This window comes from Marinilactibacillus kalidii, from assembly GCF_017599325.1.
In the GTDB taxonomy this organism is placed as follows: domain Bacteria; phylum Bacillota; class Bacilli; order Lactobacillales; family Carnobacteriaceae_A; genus Marinilactibacillus; species Marinilactibacillus kalidii.
Genome location: NZ_JAGFVM010000020.1, coordinates 1 through 17,237 on the forward strand (window position 1 = coordinate 1; position 17,237 = coordinate 17,237).

A 17,237-nucleotide genomic window follows, 5' to 3' on the forward strand; every position below is an offset into this window, starting at 1 on the left:
CACGGCGGACACCCTTGTCATTCGCTAACAGTTCCTACTGCCAATCCTGTAGTGGACTTTCACCACCAAGTTGTCGCCCATGCCGGGCGCACATAGAAAAAAGAGATGATCTAATTGCGATCATCTCTTCGTTTGAATCATTATTTTGCATCTTCTGCAAATACAATAGACCATTCATCTTGTTTAGACAAGAATTCGCGCGCAACTTCTTGTGCGCCTTCTAATGTGTGGTGTGCAGCCCAACCACATTGTTTTTCGTTACTTGCCGGTACTTCGTCAGCTTCTAAAATATCTTCCATCGTACGTTTTAATACATCTAAAATTTCATCATAATTTTCGTGATTGATAACAGTCAAATAAAATCCTGTCTGGCAGCCCATCGGCCCAAAATCAATAACATAATCTGCGTGATTGCGGATATGTTCAGCAGTTAAATGCTCTAGTGAATGGACAGCCATCATATCCATATGCTCTTTATTCGGTTGGGAGAAACGGACATCGTACTTAACGATTACATCTCCATTAGCCCCAGTTTTTCGGTCTGCTACTCTTACGTAAGGTGCAATGACCTTGTTATGATCTAAATTAAAACTTTCAACGTTCATTCTTTTTTCTGTCATCAGATTGATCTCCTTTTTCTTCTGCTCGATTAAAGTTTATTTCGATTATAGTCTTTCCTTCACTTTTTCGTACCCTGCAGTATCCAAACATATTCATTTAACTGCTGAAAAGATAATGCTGTAAAACCCGCTTGCTCAAATGCAGCATGTACTTTTTCTAGTACTGGATAATATTCTCTTTTTAAATCCTCTACCAGTTCAGCATACCCCAGATTAGAAGCTTCTTCAATCTTTAATTGGTACGCCGCCTCTGATATGAAAGCTGTATCCGCAAAAATGACTTTCCCACCTGACGGAAGTAAGTCGTAGTATTGCATGAGAACTTCTGCTTTTTCCCTGTCGGTGAGGTGATGAAACACGTAAGAACTGACGATGGTATCGATAGTTTCCGTTGGCACAGGATACTTTTGCATATCGCCATCATGAATCATAAAGCCTTCCGGAAGTTTTTCCAATGCAACTGCTCGCATCTCTTCAGAGGGTTCCACAGCAAATACTATTTTCCCTGAATCTAACAATTTCTGTGTTAAATTTCCTGTGCCAATACCAAATTCAAGCACGCTATCTCCGCTTTTAGCGACGATTTCATTTAATATCTGATCATAATTCAAAAAGACGGCCTGATATTGAATGTCCTGTCCTTCTACAAAAGTATCATAGTCTGCTGCCCATTCAGAAAACACCTCTAAAAATTCTCTACCCATTCGGCTCTTCCTCTCGTCTTACCGTTTTTCATTATCTTTTTTTGTTTTAACGATTTCAGCGGGTATACCGACTGCTGTGACGCCAGGTGGTATATCTTTTAAAACAACAGCACCCGCCCCGATTTTGGCATATGAACCAATCGTTATATTGCCAATGACTTGCACGTATGCTGATAGCAAGACACCGTCTCCAATAGTCGGATGTCGCTTACCTGTTTCGTTTCCACGTCCACCAAGTGTTACACCATGATACATGCGTACATCGTCGCCTATTTCTGCTGTTTCACCAATCACGATTCCCATTCCATGGTCAATAAACAATCGGTTCCCAATAATGGCTCCTGGATGAATTTCTATCCCAGTCAAAAATCGGGCAAAGGTTGAGATGATTCTAGCAAGTAACTTGAGATTCTTCTTGTACAAAAAATGTGCCATTCTATAATAAACGGTTGCCCATAAACCTGGATATGTTAAAAAAATTTCCAATTTTGTTCTAGCTGCTGGGTCTTGCCTCTGATATGTCTGAATCAATGCTTTAAAGGATTCCATACCTGCTCCTTCTACTTACTGATTTTGAACATGAGAAAAGCCCATATCTAAATCTTCCATTAAGTCTGCTACATCTTCAATGCCTACAGACAATCGAATCAATTCGTCTTTAATACCTGATTTCAGTCTTTCTTCTTTTGGGATTGAGCCATGTGTCATCAGCGCAGGAATTTCAATCAGACTTTCTACAGCACCTAAACTTTCTGCCAGTGTAATCAATGATAAATTCTCAACAAATGTTTTCGCAGAGAGTCCCTCAACTAATTCAAATGAAACCATTCCACCGAAACCTGTTGTCTGTTTTTTAGCAATTTCATGACCTGGGTGAGACGCAAGGCCTGGATAATATACCTTTGCTACTTGTGGATGTTCATCTAAATACTGCACGATTTTTTTAGCATTAGCTTCGTGTGCATCCATTCGAATCGCTAGTGTCTTAATACCCCTTTGAATAATCCAGCTATCTTGAGGCCCAAGGATCCCACCAATCGCATTTTGAAGAAAGGCTAGTTCTTCTGCTAGTTTTTCATCATTGGTTGTGACTAAACCAGCAACGACATCACTGTGCCCACCAAGGTATTTAGAAGCGCTGTGTAAAACAATAGAAGCACCTAGTTCAAGTGGTTTTTGATTGTACGGTGTCGCAAATGTATTATCCACGATGGAGATAAGATTGTGTTTCTTAGCAATCGCTGCGACCGCTGCGATATCTGTTATTTTCAGCAACGGATTCGTCGGTGTTTCCAAAAAGATTGCTTTTGTCTGTTCTTGTATAGCTTCTTCTACTAATTCGATCTTACTTGTATCAACGATCGTAAACGTTAACCCTAATCGTTTTAAAATCTTGTCCATTAAGCGATACGTTCCGCCATAAACATCGTCTCCAACGATGATGTGATCTCCTTTTGAAAATAAAGAGAAAATCGTATGGGTGCCGGCAGATCCAGATGCAAAAGCTAAACCACGAACGCCGCCTTCCATATCCGCAATCAGTTTTTCAAGTGCAGCTCGCGTTGGGTTACCAGTTCGTGAATATTCATATCCTTTATGCACACCGACTTTTTCTTGTTTATAGGTAGTCGTTTGGTGGATGGGTACGTTGACCGATCCTGTTGCTTCGTCATGACTAATACCACCATGAATATAAGTTGTTCTCATTCTCATTATGATTGTGCTCCCTTATAAATATTTTTTGATAAATAACGTTCACTACTATCTGGAAAAATCGTTACGATCGTACTGCCAGCGGGCAATCGCTTAGCTTCTTCAATGGCAGCTGCAAATGCTGCACCACTCGAGCTGCCTACGAATAACCCATTTCGCTTAGCTAAAGCTTCCGTAAAGAAAAAAGCATCGTCATCTGAAATAGTATAAACTTGATCGATCCATTCTTTCTTCATAAAAGCAGGTATAAATTCCATACCAATCCCTTCGGTTTTGTGTGGTCCTGGCTTTCCTCCACCAATTATGGAACCTTCCGGCTCGACGACAACCGTTCGGATGTCAGACTGTTGTTCTTTCAAATACTTCGCAATCCCACTGAACGTCCCACCACTTCCGGCCCCGGCTACGAACGAATCAGGATACTCACCATCCAAGTCAGACAGCAACTCCGGTCCGAGTGTTTCGTAATAGGTTTCAGGATTGCGTTCATTTTCAAACTGTAATGGTAGATAAGCGTTTGGATGTGTTCGGTTGATCTCTTTTGCCTTTTCGATTGCCCCTTTCATTCCTTTTTTTGTTGGTGTATGGACAATTTCTGCGCCCAACGCTTTCATTAATTGCTGTTTTTCTATACTGAATTGTTCAGGGACTACAAACAAAGTCGGCATACCATGAGCTAAGGCAGCCAGTGCTAATCCAATACCGGTATTTCCAGCTGTTGGTTCAACAATCGTAGTTTCATGGTTGATTTCTCCAGACGCTAATGCCGCTTCTATTAATTTTTTACCTAAACGGTCTTTGATACTGCCGCCAGGGTTAAACATTTCTAGTTTAGCAAGAATTCTTGACCCATTTGGTATGTCATACCCTGTAATTTCAATCATCGGCGTCTTTCCAATCAAATCGCTTATATTGCGGTAGATCATTTTCCAGCACTCCCTCATTTAATTGATCGTGTTCATTAAAAAAGCGCACAAGGCTATGCCTCATGCGCTCACTATTTTATAAAATCGGTTAGACGGCACCCACTCTGTTTGAGAACAAAGTTTTTAAAATTAAGGTTTCGTCTGGATTGGCTCATCGACTTCGATAAAATATTTTTGAGAGCATGAAGAATAAACTGTGCAACATGTACAACAGCAACCTTTATTCATGTTCAAAAATAGATTTCTCAATGAGTCCATTCCTTTCTTATTATGAATGTGTTTCCATTAATTTGAAGTAATCATATCATTGCACTAAAAAGAAGTCAATCAGCAAGTTGTGATAACTTGTTCGATCGACTTCTTTTTATCATCTTGAGCGAAGAAGATCTTCATAGAAAATTGCTCTAGAAGCTGCCAAGTATGGCGTGATGAACAAATAGCCTAACCCTAGTGTAAATGTTCCTACCAAATGCCAGCCGATAAAGCTAAGTTCAAGTAAAAACAATCTACCTTTATTGCCATCCATCAATTCTCTACTACGTGTGATACAATCCAAAGGTGAAAGATAATGACCGCTTTCTGTTGCATCTTTGTATACAAAATAAGTGAGTGCATATGAAAATATTTTAATTAAACCTGGTATGACAAATAATATTGCCCAAAGGGATACGAATAACCACTGAAGTATGAACATACCTAGTACCGGTAGAGTATATCCTTTTTTAATTACCTGTAACGAATCTCTAAGAGGCACAATCTCATAATTAGGATTTCTAACCATATCTAAAAGTGTATAAGAGACACCTGTCGCAAAAACAATCGTTAGTAGGTCTGATAACCATTCTCGAGCATTAGCCGCTGCTGTCCCATCCGTTTCTGTAAGACCGTTTATATAATCACCGTTAAAAATATTGGTACCAAAGTAGCCAAAAGCAAATGATCCACTACCTACAATTAAAATCGTTATCACTACCGGAATAACATTAAGTAATGCCGCTTCTTTCCATCTTCCATTTAATGTTTGTCTAGCTTCCCTTTTTATTTCTCCTACGGATAACATATTCCTTCTCCTGCTTTCTATTCAGATAATGAGGACTTACAGTAATCAGCTGCTTATTCACTGGTACTGTTCCCTGCCCTTTACTCACTGACTTTCTTTAGTAATACTTGAATTGGTTTTTCTTTCACGTGTTCACTAAGTAGTTCTAGATTCTTTATAATGATCTTCGTCGCCCATGCATCTTTATTTTTCAGATATCGATCTTCTGAAAGTCTTTCTTCATAAGTACGTAAGAGCGTAGCTCTTTGTATTTCTCCTGCCAGTCCGATTCTCCATGTTGCCTCTAATACGCTTTCCGCAACAACTTGATTCGAATGATAGGTTTCCTTCCAGATATGAGGGAAATCTTGCAAAATTTTCTGATCGGGATCACTAATTGATAAATAGGCTAACATTTGACTAGCCGCCGCTCTTTTATAACTGTCTGACGACGTCAAAGAATCTCTCAATGAGTCCCAAATATCATAAGACCATTCCACTTCATTCTCCGCTTTTTCTAGTAGTAGAATAAACGCCGTAAGCTGGCAGTCTTGTTTGCCGTTTTTAATTATGTCCATTAACATCGCTGTTTCTTTATCCATCATTCTTATCATCCTTTGTCATGCTCTACTCACCTGACCTTTTCTTTATTTTACTAAAGTGATTCGGACAAAGCTATCATGCTTAAGACTGATATTTGTTTACATCATATAAGTCTAGAGAACGTTCAATCTCTTTTTCAGTATCTCTTCTTAGTTGCATCAGTTTATTCTGAGTATCGATTACTTGCCCTTGAAGATTTTCCAGACTTGTTAGATTATCTGCAATTTTTTGATAATTACTCACATCGGTAAAAATGTTATCGAAAAGAACATCCATTAATCGATGACTTTCTGAGATATATTCATATTGACTATTCCAATCAGATGGAACATCCTTAAGTTCTTTACGATATCGAAGTAATGCCATCTCTATGTCTTTCATAATTTCTTCTGCATGATCAATATGATTATATTTAGCTAGGTCTGTAAACAGCCCACCACCAAGCATATCTACCGTAGACCAAGACTTGGCAGAATCTAGTGCATTCAATGCTTCGTTTAATAAACTTAAAACCCTTTTTCCAGCTTTTAAAGCTTCATCAATCTCCTCGCATGCTTTTCGCCAGGTTTGTCGTTCTCCGAACGCCTCTACTACCTTTTCTTTATATGTATCACTTGTCTTGCTTAAATCCAGTTTCAATCTATGTAATTGGCTCAACATTTCGTCGTATTCGTCCACTAATGCCGCTTGCTCTGACTGGGCTTGTGTGTGTTTTTCAATACATGCTTGCAAATATGCCTTAGATTCAGCTCGATCACGCTGCCTATCTTCTACATATCGCTCTTCTCTACCAATCACACTCATCATCAATTGTTTGAACCGATGTCCGACAGATGGCTCTGAGGATGACTCAAAAGGTTTATAAGCTTGCCGCGCATCTGCTTCCTCTTGCACATACTGTTCTAATTCTCGTTGATTGCGTTTTATCCGTTCTTCTAATCTCGTCAACGCTGAATAAAGACGAATCAGTTCTATCATTATTGTGCACTCCTTTTCTCAAATATTTTGTTTTGAATTGATTTCTATTATACCGATTGTTTAGATTGTTTAAAAGGATTTCTAGGAATAAGTTCAAAAAATAAAAAGAGCTAGAGCAAATGCTCTAACCCTTCATTTTACTATTTATCTTTTTTACTGGTTGGTTCCTAATTCAGATCGAACAACATCTGCAATACGGTCAACATAGTTTACGACTGCTTCTTCTGTTTCTGCTTCAGCCATAACACGTAACAACGATTCTGTTCCACTAGGACGAACGAGTACACGACCATTCCCATTCATTTCTGCTTCAACTTCTTCGATAACAGATTTGATTGCATCATTTTCCATTACATTGTGTTTATCTGTAACAGGAATATTGACGAGTTTTTGAGGGAATGTAACGACTTCTTCTGCTAACTCAGATAATTTTTTACCTGTTTGCTTCATTACGTTCAATAATTGGATACCTGTAAGTAGACCATCCCCAGTTGTATGATAATCAAGGAATACGACGTGTCCTGATTGCTCCCCACCAAGGTTATAACCATTTTTCAACATTTCTTCTACAACATAACGGTCTCCAACTTTTGTTTTAACAGATTCCAACTCATGTTGTTCAATTGCTTTATAAAAGCCAATATTACTCATGACTGTAGAGACAATCGTATTTTTCTTTAGACGTCCTTCATCATGCATATATTTACCACAGATATAAAGAATTTTGTCACCATCTACAATGTTTCCTAATTCATCAACCGCAATCAAACGGTCTCCGTCGCCATCGAATGATAGACCTACATCTGCACCCTTTTCAAGTAAAAACTCAGCTAGATGTTCAGGATGTGTACTTCCAACACCTTCGTTAATATTTAAACCATCTGGTGAAACACCTGTAACGTCGAAATCGGTATCTAAATCTGCAAACAAGCGATTCAATAATGGACTAGCTGCTCCATTAGCGCCATCCAAAGCAACATGGATACCTGAAAGGTCTCCTGAAATCGTTTGTGTTAAAAATTGGATGTACTTCAACATACCTTCTTTATATTCCTCTGAAGTGCCTAAGCCTTCAGCACTCGGACGTGGTAAAGAATCTTCCGGTGCATCAATCAGCTCTTCAATTTCATTCTCCTGTACGTCAGATAGTTTGAATCCGTCTGCGCCGAAGAATTTGATTCCGTTGTCTTGAACAGGGTTATGAGAAGCTGAAATCATGATCCCAGCAGTCGCACCTTGTTGACGTGTTAAATAAGATACGCCAGGTGTAGTAAGCACGCCTAATCTCAATACCTCTGCCCCAACAGAAAGTAAGCCCGCTATTAATGCATATTCTAACATACGTCCAGATACACGTGTATCTTTACCAACCAATACTCTTGGTCTTTTATCTTCTGTATGTTGCGCTAATACATAACCACCATATCTACCTAGTTTAAATGCCATTTCTGGTGTTAATTCTGCATTAGCAATTCCTCTTACACCATCTGTGCCAAAATATTTTCCCATAATTTAATAGTCTCCTTTTTCATTCACAAAACGTTGAATTTTATTCTGAAGTATTTCCAGTATCTGTACCTTCTTCTTCAGTTGTTACTCGAATCAATACTTCTAGTTCCTGAGGATCAACTTCTGTGATTCCTTCGGGTAATATTAGTGGAACAGTCCGTACAGTCGACTCTGTTATACCTGATACATCTACATCTACAGAAAAGTTTTTCAACGCTTCAAGTGCCTCAGTTTCCCCTGCAACTGTTACGTTCTCTGGTTCTCCCTGAGCAAATTCAAGCGTATAATTATAATTTTCATCTACTGTTCCAGCTTCTTTCAATACGATTGGAACGGTTCTTTGTGTTCCTTCAACTGGAATCGTTACATCAATTTGCTGTGGATCGATATTTACATTCAAAGGATCTCCTATTTCATTTAGCACTAAGACGTTAATGGTCATATCGATATCTTCCGTTATATCACTATCTTCTGGTACAACAACAACCATAACATCAGCAATTTCGTCCATCGTCGACTCTGCTCCTGAAATACGTACCTTTTCTGAAGATAACACTGGTACCCCTGCTGAATAGCCTTCAGATAGATGTGAAGAAGCATTAAATTCAACGCGAACATCGTGCTCTTCCACTCGTTTTTGCTCAATAGTCAATGAAAACTCTGAAGGACTAATACTATAATCCAACTGATTACTGACTCCTGTAGCTTCTAGGCTTACATTATGTGTTCCAGGACCTAATTCATTCAAATCAGGCGTTACTATACTAAAATTCTGTGCAGCTAGCGTTTGGGTCAAAATGGCTTGCGGTCCTTCTAAACGAATAGTGGCCGTTTCAGGTATTCCTGAAACAAAGTATCGATCACGATCGATATCGATATCGATTGGCATATTCGTAATGACATCGCTACCCGTTATGCTAGCACCGTCCGTCGGATTTGTTGATAAGTTTCTGGAAGCTTCCTCATAGTAAACAAATGAAAACAATAAAATCGCAAAAAATAACGCAATAAAGCGTGTAAACCAATTATTATCTAAATTCCATTTCACTTACCAGACACTCCTTTCCGCACCGAGTTTATTATTCTCTGTATCGGTCCTTGTGTCTCTTTTTCCTTCTCACTCATTACCAATTCTTTGTTCAAATAATTAATGACATCATTACTTGTCATTTCAGTAATAAGATTTCCACTACGTGCAATGCTGATCTCACCTGTTTCTTCTGAAACGATAAGCGTAATCGCATCTGTTACTTCTGATAAACCAATAGCCGCTCTGTGTCTTGTTCCTAACTTTTTAGGTATCGCAGGACTTTCAGATAACGGTAAATAGCTGGCAGCTGTCATCACCTTAAAGTTTTTGATGATTACTGCTCCATCATGTAATGGTGTATTGGGAATGAAAATATTGATTAGTAACTCCGATGAGATATCAGCACCGATAGATATACCTGTTTTGATATATTCATCCAAGCCACTTTCCATTTCAATAGAAATCAACGCGCCAATACGCCTCTTACTCATATATTGTATTGCTTGGGCCAAGTCCTCGACGACGACCTCACTAGGATTACTTTTTCTTTTTCTTCCAAAAACAGAACCTCTACCTAGATGTTCTAATCCTCTTCTTAACTCTGGTTGAAAAATAATGATTAACGCAAGCGCTGACCATTGAATAACAAAATTGACGATAAATTCCGTCGTATGCAACTGTAACACTGCACTAAATAGTTTAAGTAATAATATTACACCAATTCCTTTGAGCAACTCAATTGCTCGTGTTCCACGGACGATTTTGATCAACTGATAGATAAAGAACGTTACGATCATAATATCCACAACATTGATCGCTGCTCTTAAAGTCCATAGCTGTGACCAGTCAAAATCCGCTAATCCTTCAAAGGGCATGAAAGTCACCTCCTAATTCTAAACATGCACGAAATCAGTATATCATAATTACACGTTTTATTCGTATAATTAGCCGAAATTTGTCACAATTAACTTCGTATATTTTATACAAAAAAAAAGCTAGATAGCAAATTATGCTAACTAACTTTTAAAATACTGGGCTACCAGGATTCGAACCTGGGGAATGACGGGATCAAAACCCGCTGCCTTACCGCTTGGCTATAGCCCAATCACAAAATGGAGGGAGTAGGATTCGAACCTACGAACCCGAAGGAGCGGATTTACAGTCCGCCGCGTTTAGCCACTTCGCTATCCCTCCGTTAAATATAGAAAAAAGTTCTATCACTATGCCGGCTAAAGGAATTGAACCCTCGACCCACTGATTACGATTCAGTTGCTCTACCAACTGAGCTAAGCCGGCTACTTTAAAGCAAGCATAACAAAAACTATTTCTAAATGACCCCTACGGGATTCGAACCCGTGTTACCGCCGTGAAAGGGCGGTGTCTTAACCGCTTGACCAAGGGGCCATTATATCTTGTACTTTTTGAGCACAAGATATATTGTATTATGAAAGACCTCATTTGTCAACAGAATGCTTAAAAAAATAAAAAATTTTTTTTAACATCAAGCATCTACATTGATTGATTGATATTTTTCTGGTTTTCTTTTAAATAACTCTACAACATAAGGACATACTGCTTTAATCATTTTCCCTTGTTCCTGCATATCTTTTACTACATCATCAACCAGTTGCTCCGCAACGCCCTGACCTCTTAAAGAGGGATCGACGAATGTATGATCAATCGCTATCACATTTCCATTTCCCTGAACAAATGTGATTTCTGCTAACAATTTCCCGTTTTCTTCTTTGTAGAGTCGATTATCACCTTTAGTAAAGTCCATTTTTATTCCTCCTATTAATAAGTTTGTTACTCATTAATTTATCACAGTTATTGAATATATGCTTTTACTGTCCCTTGAAAAAACTGAAAAGTGTCAGAATGTTCAAAAAAAACGCTTTAGGCTAGAATTTTTCTGAAAACATTCATAAATTATTTGACATCTAAAAAAAGAGGAGTAAACTAATAATGCTAGTGAACCAAAGATCGTTATACATCAAAGGAGGAGACATCATTTATGTCCGAAATTTCTAAAGACCACAAAATTTTAGTCATCATGATTTTAAATAAAACTGAACTGTTAGATGAATTGCTTTTAGAATTCACAAACAACGGAATAGATTCTGCTACTGTTTTAAATTCTGTTGGAATGGCACAACAACTCTCTACTCTCGAACATACTCGTATTTTATCTACACTTCGTCCATTCATTACTTCTGATCACTCAGAAAACAAAATGATCTTTACGATCGTAGATGAAGCACAAGTTGAAACGATACGCACAGTTGTTAAAGAAGTCATTGGAGATCTTTCAGATCCCGATACTGGAGTATTGTTCGCAATACCAACCTTATTCACTGAAGGCTTTCATTAATATACTTTGCTAGGAAGGAAGAGAGAAGAAATTGGAATTTAATACGATGTTTTATGTGGCCCTAATGTTAATAGTAGGGTCTTTGTTCGGTCGTTTGGCCGCTCTAATCAAATTACCAACAGTAACAGGTTATATTTTTGGAGGATTATTGATTGGCCCTTCGTTTTTTAATATTATGCCCGAAACAACAATAGAAAATATGGAAATTATATCCGAAATCGCGTTAGCCTTTATATCGTTCACTATCGGATTATCATTCAAAGCAAGCTACTTAAGAAGAGTTGGACTAACACCACTAATTATCGCAATGATGGAATCGACTTTAGCTGCTGTATTAGTAGCCGGTTCTCTATTCCTAATTGGTACAGACCCTTCATTTGCTTTGATTATGGGCGCAATCGCCGCTGCTACTGCTCCGACCTCTATCTTGCTCGTTATGAAAGAATATCGAGCTAAAGGGCCGGTATCTGAAATGTTGAAAAGTGTTGCTGCTCTAGATGATGCAACCGCACTGATTCTCTTCGGATTCTGTTCAACGGCTGTCAAATTACTCGTTGATACAACTGGTGAAAGCGTAAATGTACTTGCTTCTATATTTCAACCAATTTTAAGTGTGTTTATCGCACTCGCTGTTGGTGCACTTGTTGGTTTCGTAATGAAGTATCCACTGAAATATACGAAAACTTCTGGACAAAAATTAACATTGTTAATTGCATTTGTATTCCTTTCTAGTAGTATATCTGTAGGTTTAGGTGTTTCGGAATTGCTTTCTGCTATGATGACTGGTGCTGTTCTAACGAACATTTCAAGCGATGCACCTCAAATGGGAGAGTTCTCTGATCGCTTCACACCTCCAATTTTCTTAATGTTCTTTGTTTTGGCAGGTGCACAGTTAGATATTCATATTATCCCAACCGTCGGGCTAATTGGTATCATGTACACAATTTTCCGTATTGTAGGGAAAGTTATCGGTGCCTATTTAGGTGCTTTGTTGATGCATACACCTAAAGTTGTTAGGAATTATCTAGGATTTATGCTCCTACCCCAAGCAGGCGTTGGGATCGGTTTGATTGCCATCTCAGCAGGTATCTTACCTGAATACGCAGATCAAATTAGAACTGTTGTCTTAAGCGCAACTTTACTATATGAGTTCTCTGGACCAGTTATTACTAAAATCGTTTTACGTAAAACTGGAGAAATCGGTGCGATTCCTTCAAATGTAAAAGAAGTTCCAGAATTTTAAAAAAATGACTGTCCTTTTAACTAAGGGCAGTCATTTTTTTTAAGTCTAATTTCCTCTATTGGAAAAATATTTTCTATGGAATCTTTTAAGTTAAATGGTTTTAGTTTGTGCTGCATTGCCAATTGCGTGCTTTGAAAAATGGGTTGAATCGTTTCCTGAATACTTTTACTAACAATACAATTATAATGATGGTGTTTACTAAACAAGCTATTTTCACCTTCAATTGCTATAGCGTTTTCTATATCCAGTAAAGTGATTTCTTCAGGTGCACTCATCAATCGAACACCGGCTACACCATGATGTATTTTAATCAAGTCAGCTTTTCTCAGCGTACCAATAATCTTTCCAATGACACTGGATTTGTATTTCACACTACTTGATATAGACCCCGAAATAACTGTTTTCTCTTCTATGACAACTTGAAGTAAACGATCTTTGACAAAAGCATGTTGATCTCCTACAATCAGCATGTACTCAAATTAGTTACATGTATAACTAGAGGAGGAGAAATAACATGAAGATTGGTATTATTGCAGCGACTGGGCAAGCTGGGCAAGTGATTTTGAAAGAAGCGATCACTCGAGGGCATGATGTTACAGCCATTGTCAGAAATGCTTCAAAATTGAAACAAGATGTTGCTGTTTTGGAACGTAGTATCTATGATCTGAGCGTAGATGACTTAAAACCTTTTGATGTTGTGGTAAATGCATTTGGAGCACCCCTCGGCGAAGAGCAAGCCCACGTAGATGCTGGTCACGCGCTTATTCAGGCACTTAAAGGCTCCGACACTAGAGCAGTCATTGTCGGTGGCGCAGGTAGCTTATATGTAGATAAAGATATGAAAACAAAGGTGATGGATACACCCGATTTCCCAGATAACTTCTTACCAACTGCTAAAGGACAAGGGCGCAATTTAGAAGAGCTACAGCAAACGTCTGATATTCAATGGACCTTTATTAGCCCTTCTGCTGAATTTAGTCCTGATGGAAACAGAACGGGCTCTTACAAAGTAGGTAAAGACCACCTAATGACAAATTCAGCGGACGATAGCTATATTAGTTACGCTGACTATGCAATTGCTGTATTAGATGAAATAGAAGCAGCAGAACACTTAAATGAGCGCTTTACAGTAGTTGGCGAACGATAATCTCCTCCAGCAAGTTGAAAGACCTTTTAGCATAAACGGTTTTATACTAACCAAAAAAACACCAAAGGTACAGACATTTTCAAACGGTCTGTACCTTTGGTGTTTCTCACTATCTGTTTTTATACCCTATAAGTGGTTAACTGATCGTACTTTTTTTACGTTGTTTTTTCCCGGCCACGAATAGGAAAAATGAACCAAAAATAATACAACTATAATAAGTGATAAATCGCCAAAATATCAAACAAAGAATCAGTATAGTTGGTTGTAATATAAGCCCGAACAAAAGAGAGAAGCTATATTCTGCTCCACCACTCCCCCCAGGTATTGGAACAAGCGAAGAGAACATCATAATGAATGCATGGAAAGCAATCACTTGAAAGAAATTAATATTAGCAATACCTAGTCCATGTATAACGAAATAAGGAATACTGAAAAACAACCATAATTGCACTAGTGTCAGTACACTACACTGAAATAACAATTTTAGATCGAAGCTCATTCGATTACTTTCTTCATGAAAAGAAACAAGTTTCTGATCAAGTTTCTCTTTCCATTTCAAATAACGTTCTCGTTTGATGAAAAACGATACAGGTTTCAATATAGACCGTGCAATAAAAAAGGCGACTCGTTTACTTTTAGCAATCGAAATAAGCGTAATGATAACGAGCGTATTCAACCCGAATCCTACTAAAATAAGCGTGTTTAGCTGCGGAATGGTATTGCTTTGTAAATATTCATGACCAAATAACAAGACAATAATAGAGCTAAAGACAAGCATAGCCTGAAAAACAATAAACTTCATGAGTAAGACAGAGCTACCTACTCCTATAGAAATACCATTTTTTACCATCATAAACAATTGTGCAGGCTGTCCACCACTTGAAAAAGGTGTAATTGTATTAAAAAATTGACCAATCATTGTAATTTGAATTGATTTCCACAATGATTGCCTTGTCTGCGTCTTATTGGACATCTTACATAAAACGAGCGCTTCTAAGAACCAATAAATGCACATGATTCCCATACCTAGTAAAAGCCAACTCACTTCGATCTGTCTTAGATTTTTTGCTGCCTCATTTAAATTTAAATCTCGAAAATGAAAAATAATATAACCAAAACTGATACATAAAATGATTGCAAAATTAATTAACTTATTTTTTTTGATTTCAATACCGATTGATTTCATTATAAAGGACCATCCAATCGTTTCAATTCATTTCTATCATTGTCTCTATTTTTCACTACCCGTGAAGACACAAGACAAATTACCTTTTTTAATTGTTGACCGTATGTAATCGAAAAGCATAACTCGCTTACTCCTATCGATTTAGCTGATCAACAATGACTTACAATAAATGCATCACTTCTATTTTTATACTATACTTTTATCACTATATCTACTTTTAAATGATTGTAGACCATATAGCTTCACGCTAAGTATATCAAATTTTGTGAGGTGTTGATATAGGTCTAAAGACTGAAAAAGCAGATATGAATAGTATAATTTCTTCGTTTAAGAAGATTAAAGACACAAAAAAACAACGTCCGCAGACGTTGTTTATCGAAGCCACTTGCCGGATTCGAACCGGCGACCTCATCCTTACCATGGATGCGCTCTACCTACTGAGCTAAAGCGGCTGGATTATTTGCAAATAAAAACTCCGCAAGCAGGGCTCGAACCTGCGACAACGCGATTAACAGTCGCGCGCTCTACCAACTGAGCTATTGCGGAATCAAAAAATGGTATTAGATAAAAAAAAAGAACTGCACGGCAACGTCCTGCTTTCACAAGGGGAAACCCCTCACTATCCTCGGCGCTGGGAAGCTTAACGGCTGTGTTCGGAATGGGAACAGGTGGATCCTTCCCGCCATCATTACCGCACAATGACTCTTTTTCTTTTATAAGAGAACTCCGTTCTCTGAAAACTAGATAGTTGATGGTTCGCAAACATGTTTTGATTCAACACCTTCATACTCTTAAGCCACGTTTTGTGGTTAAGTCCTCGATCGATTAGTACTGGTCCGCTCCATACATCACTGTACTTCCACTTCCAGCCTATCTACCTGATCATCTTTCAGGGATCTTACTTCCTTAAAGGAATGGGAAATCTCATCTTGAAGGGGGCTTCACGCTTAGATGCTTTCAGCGTTTATCCCGTCCACACATAGCTACCCAGCGATGCCTTTGGCAAGACAACTGGTACACCAGCGGTGTGTCCATCCCGGTCCTCTCGTACTAAGGATAGCTCTTCTCAAATTTCCAACGCCCGCGACGGATAGGGACCGAACTGTCTCACGACGTTCTGAACCCAGCTCGCGTGCCGCTTTAATGGGCGAACAGCCCAACCCTTGGGACCGACTACAGCCCCAGGATGCGACGAGCCGACATCGAGGTGCCAAACCTCCCCGTCGATGTGAACTCTTGGGGGAGATAAGCCTGTTATCCCCAGGGTAGCTTTTATCCGTTGAGCGATGGCCCTTCCATACGGAACCACCGGATCACTAAGCCCGACTTTCGTCCCTGCTCGACTTGTAAGTCTCGCAGTCAAGCTCCCTTCTGCCTTTACACTCTGCGAATGATTTCCAACCATTCTGAGGGAACCTTTGGGCGCCTCCGTTACCTTTTAGGAGGCGACCGCCCCAGTCAAACTGCCCATCTGACACTGTCTCCCAACCGGATTACGGTTGCGGGTTAGAGTGGCCATACAGCGAGGGTAGTATCCCACCATTGCCTCCACCAAGACTGGCGTCCTGGCTTCATTGGCTCCTACCTATCCTGTACAAGCTGTACAGACACTCAATATCAAACTACAGTAAAGCTCCATGGGGTCTTTCCGTCCTGTCGCGGGTAACCTGCATCTTCACAGGTACTATAATTTCACCGAGTCTCTCGTTGAGACAGTGCCCAAATCGTTACACCTTTCGTGCGGGTCGGAACTTACCCGACAAGGAATTTCGCTACCTTAGGACCGTTATAGTTACGGCCGCCGTTTACTGGGGCTTCAATTCAGAGCTTCGCCGAAGCTAACCCTTCCTCTTAACCTTCCAGCACCGGGCAGGTGTCAGCCCCTATACATCTTCTTTCGAATTAGCAGAGACCTGTGTTTTTGGTAAACAGTCGCTTGGGCCTATTCACTGCGGCTGACCAGATGGTCAGCACCCCTTCTCCCGAAGTTACGGGGTCATTTTGCCGAGTTCCTTAACGAGAGTTCTCTCGATCACCTTAGGATTCTCTCCTCGACTACCTGTGTCGGTTTGCGGTACGGGCAGCCTACTTCTAACTAGAAGCTTTTCTTGACAGTGTGACATCAGATACTTCGGTACTATCATTTCCCTCCCCATCACAACTTGTCC

Annotated in this window: 17 protein-coding genes, 6 tRNA genes and 2 rRNA genes; 3 read left to right on the plus strand and 22 right to left on the minus strand. The window is 39.2% G+C overall.

Going from position 1 to position 17,237, the window contains the following annotated elements; all coding sequences use genetic code 11:
• Nucleotides 1–140 precede the first annotated feature (140 nt).
• The 16 genes from J5J05_RS03875 to J5J05_RS03950 all read right to left on the minus strand — a co-directional run bounded on the left by J5J05_RS03875 (nucleotide 141) and on the right by J5J05_RS03950 (nucleotide 10,902).
• The gene (locus J5J05_RS03875) at nucleotides 141–620 is read right to left on the minus strand and encodes an S-ribosylhomocysteine lyase (RefSeq protein WP_208559359.1); all 480 of its coding nucleotides are present in this window, start codon (nucleotides 618–620) and stop codon (nucleotides 141–143) included.
• Nucleotides 621–679: 59 nt separating this feature from the next.
• On the minus strand, nucleotides 680–1,324 hold the full coding sequence (locus J5J05_RS03880) for a class I SAM-dependent methyltransferase (protein ID WP_208559360.1): 645 nt from the start codon (nucleotides 1,322–1,324) through the stop codon (nucleotides 680–682).
• Between the two features lie 18 nt (nucleotides 1,325–1,342).
• Nucleotides 1,343–1,873: a serine O-acetyltransferase EpsC gene (gene epsC, locus J5J05_RS03885; RefSeq protein WP_208559361.1), complete on the minus strand. Its 531-nt coding sequence runs from the start codon at nucleotides 1,871–1,873 to the stop codon at nucleotides 1,343–1,345.
• Between the two features lie 15 nt (nucleotides 1,874–1,888).
• Nucleotides 1,889–3,037 carry a bifunctional cystathionine gamma-lyase/homocysteine desulfhydrase gene (locus tag J5J05_RS03890; protein WP_208559362.1) on the minus strand — a complete coding sequence of 383 codons (1,149 nt, stop codon included), beginning with the start codon at nucleotides 3,035–3,037 and terminating at the stop codon, nucleotides 1,889–1,891.
• Nucleotides 3,037–3,963 carry a PLP-dependent cysteine synthase family protein gene (locus J5J05_RS03895; RefSeq protein ID WP_208559363.1) on the minus strand — a complete coding sequence of 309 codons (927 nt, stop codon included), beginning with the start codon at nucleotides 3,961–3,963 and terminating at the stop codon, nucleotides 3,037–3,039. The genes J5J05_RS03890 and J5J05_RS03895 overlap by 1 nt, the downstream gene beginning before the upstream one ends.
• A gap of 367 nt (nucleotides 3,964–4,330) precedes the next feature.
• Nucleotides 4,331–5,023 (minus strand): DUF975 family protein, encoded by a 693-nt coding sequence (locus J5J05_RS03900; RefSeq protein ID WP_208559364.1) that lies wholly within the window; start codon nucleotides 5,021–5,023, stop codon nucleotides 4,331–4,333.
• 80 nt (nucleotides 5,024–5,103) lie between these two features.
• Nucleotides 5,104–5,607: a hypothetical protein gene (locus tag J5J05_RS03905; protein WP_208559365.1), complete on the minus strand. Its 504-nt coding sequence runs from the start codon at nucleotides 5,605–5,607 to the stop codon at nucleotides 5,104–5,106.
• Between the two features lie 79 nt (nucleotides 5,608–5,686).
• The gene (locus J5J05_RS03910; protein ID WP_208559366.1) at nucleotides 5,687–6,583 is read right to left on the minus strand and encodes a hypothetical protein; all 897 of its coding nucleotides are present in this window, start codon (nucleotides 6,581–6,583) and stop codon (nucleotides 5,687–5,689) included.
• A gap of 153 nt (nucleotides 6,584–6,736) precedes the next feature.
• Nucleotides 6,737–8,092 carry a phosphoglucosamine mutase gene (gene glmM / locus J5J05_RS03915; RefSeq protein ID WP_208559367.1) on the minus strand — a complete coding sequence of 452 codons (1,356 nt, stop codon included), beginning with the start codon at nucleotides 8,090–8,092 and terminating at the stop codon, nucleotides 6,737–6,739.
• A gap of 40 nt (nucleotides 8,093–8,132) precedes the next feature.
• Complete coding sequence (locus tag J5J05_RS03920) at nucleotides 8,133–9,140, minus strand: CdaR family protein (RefSeq protein ID WP_208559368.1); 1,008 nt, start codon at nucleotides 9,138–9,140, stop codon at nucleotides 8,133–8,135.
• Entirely contained in the window at nucleotides 9,137–9,997 is an 861-nt protein-coding gene (gene cdaA, locus J5J05_RS03925; RefSeq protein ID WP_208559369.1) for a diadenylate cyclase CdaA, read from the minus strand. Before cdaA ends, J5J05_RS03920 begins: the two co-directional genes overlap by 4 nt.
• Nucleotides 9,998–10,153: 156 nt before the next feature.
• Nucleotides 10,154–10,226 (minus strand) — tRNA-Gln (locus J5J05_RS03930).
• A 9-nt stretch (nucleotides 10,227–10,235) separates the two neighbouring features.
• A tRNA-Tyr gene (locus J5J05_RS03935) sits at nucleotides 10,236–10,316 on the minus strand.
• A gap of 29 nt (nucleotides 10,317–10,345) precedes the next feature.
• Nucleotides 10,346–10,418: transfer RNA gene (locus J5J05_RS03940), tRNA-Thr, on the minus strand.
• Between the two features lie 36 nt (nucleotides 10,419–10,454).
• Nucleotides 10,455–10,526 (minus strand) — tRNA-Glu (locus J5J05_RS03945).
• 97 nt (nucleotides 10,527–10,623) lie between these two features.
• Nucleotides 10,624–10,902 (minus strand): GNAT family N-acetyltransferase, encoded by a 279-nt coding sequence (locus J5J05_RS03950; protein WP_208559370.1) that lies wholly within the window; start codon nucleotides 10,900–10,902, stop codon nucleotides 10,624–10,626.
• A 234-nt stretch (nucleotides 10,903–11,136) separates the two neighbouring features.
• Between J5J05_RS03950 and J5J05_RS03955 the strand changes: the two genes are divergently transcribed.
• Together J5J05_RS03955 and J5J05_RS03960 are read left to right on the plus strand one after the other, a co-directional pair.
• Nucleotides 11,137–11,493, plus strand: coding sequence for a hypothetical protein (locus J5J05_RS03955; RefSeq protein WP_208559371.1), 357 nt, complete (start codon nucleotides 11,137–11,139; stop codon nucleotides 11,491–11,493).
• 31 nt (nucleotides 11,494–11,524) lie between these two features.
• Nucleotides 11,525–12,736 carry a cation:proton antiporter gene (locus tag J5J05_RS03960; protein WP_208559372.1) on the plus strand — a complete coding sequence of 404 codons (1,212 nt, stop codon included), beginning with the start codon at nucleotides 11,525–11,527 and terminating at the stop codon, nucleotides 12,734–12,736.
• Nucleotides 12,737–12,756: 20 nt separating this feature from the next.
• Here the strand turns inward: J5J05_RS03960 and J5J05_RS03965 are convergent, their stop codons facing one another.
• Nucleotides 12,757–13,206, minus strand: coding sequence for an Rrf2 family transcriptional regulator (locus J5J05_RS03965; RefSeq protein WP_208559373.1), 450 nt, complete (start codon nucleotides 13,204–13,206; stop codon nucleotides 12,757–12,759).
• Between the two features lie 44 nt (nucleotides 13,207–13,250).
• Between J5J05_RS03965 and J5J05_RS03970 the strand changes: the two genes are divergently transcribed.
• Nucleotides 13,251–13,883 carry an NAD(P)-dependent oxidoreductase gene (locus J5J05_RS03970; RefSeq protein ID WP_208559374.1) on the plus strand — a complete coding sequence of 211 codons (633 nt, stop codon included), beginning with the start codon at nucleotides 13,251–13,253 and terminating at the stop codon, nucleotides 13,881–13,883.
• Nucleotides 13,884–14,019: 136 nt separating this feature from the next.
• On the opposite strand, the gene J5J05_RS03975 is transcribed toward J5J05_RS03970, so the two are convergent.
• From J5J05_RS03975 to J5J05_RS03995, 5 genes are all read right to left on the minus strand, one after another.
• The gene (locus tag J5J05_RS03975; RefSeq protein WP_208559375.1) at nucleotides 14,020–15,069 is read right to left on the minus strand and encodes a lysylphosphatidylglycerol synthase transmembrane domain-containing protein; all 1,050 of its coding nucleotides are present in this window, start codon (nucleotides 15,067–15,069) and stop codon (nucleotides 14,020–14,022) included.
• Between the two features lie 379 nt (nucleotides 15,070–15,448).
• Nucleotides 15,449–15,521, minus strand: a tRNA-Thr gene (locus J5J05_RS03980).
• Nucleotides 15,522–15,542: 21 nt separating this feature from the next.
• Nucleotides 15,543–15,615, minus strand: a tRNA-Asn gene (locus tag J5J05_RS03985).
• Nucleotides 15,616–15,649: 34 nt separating this feature from the next.
• Nucleotides 15,650–15,765, minus strand: a 5S ribosomal RNA gene (gene rrf / locus J5J05_RS03990).
• A gap of 109 nt (nucleotides 15,766–15,874) precedes the next feature.
• Nucleotides 15,875–17,237 (minus strand): 23S ribosomal RNA (locus tag J5J05_RS03995); the annotation flags it as partial.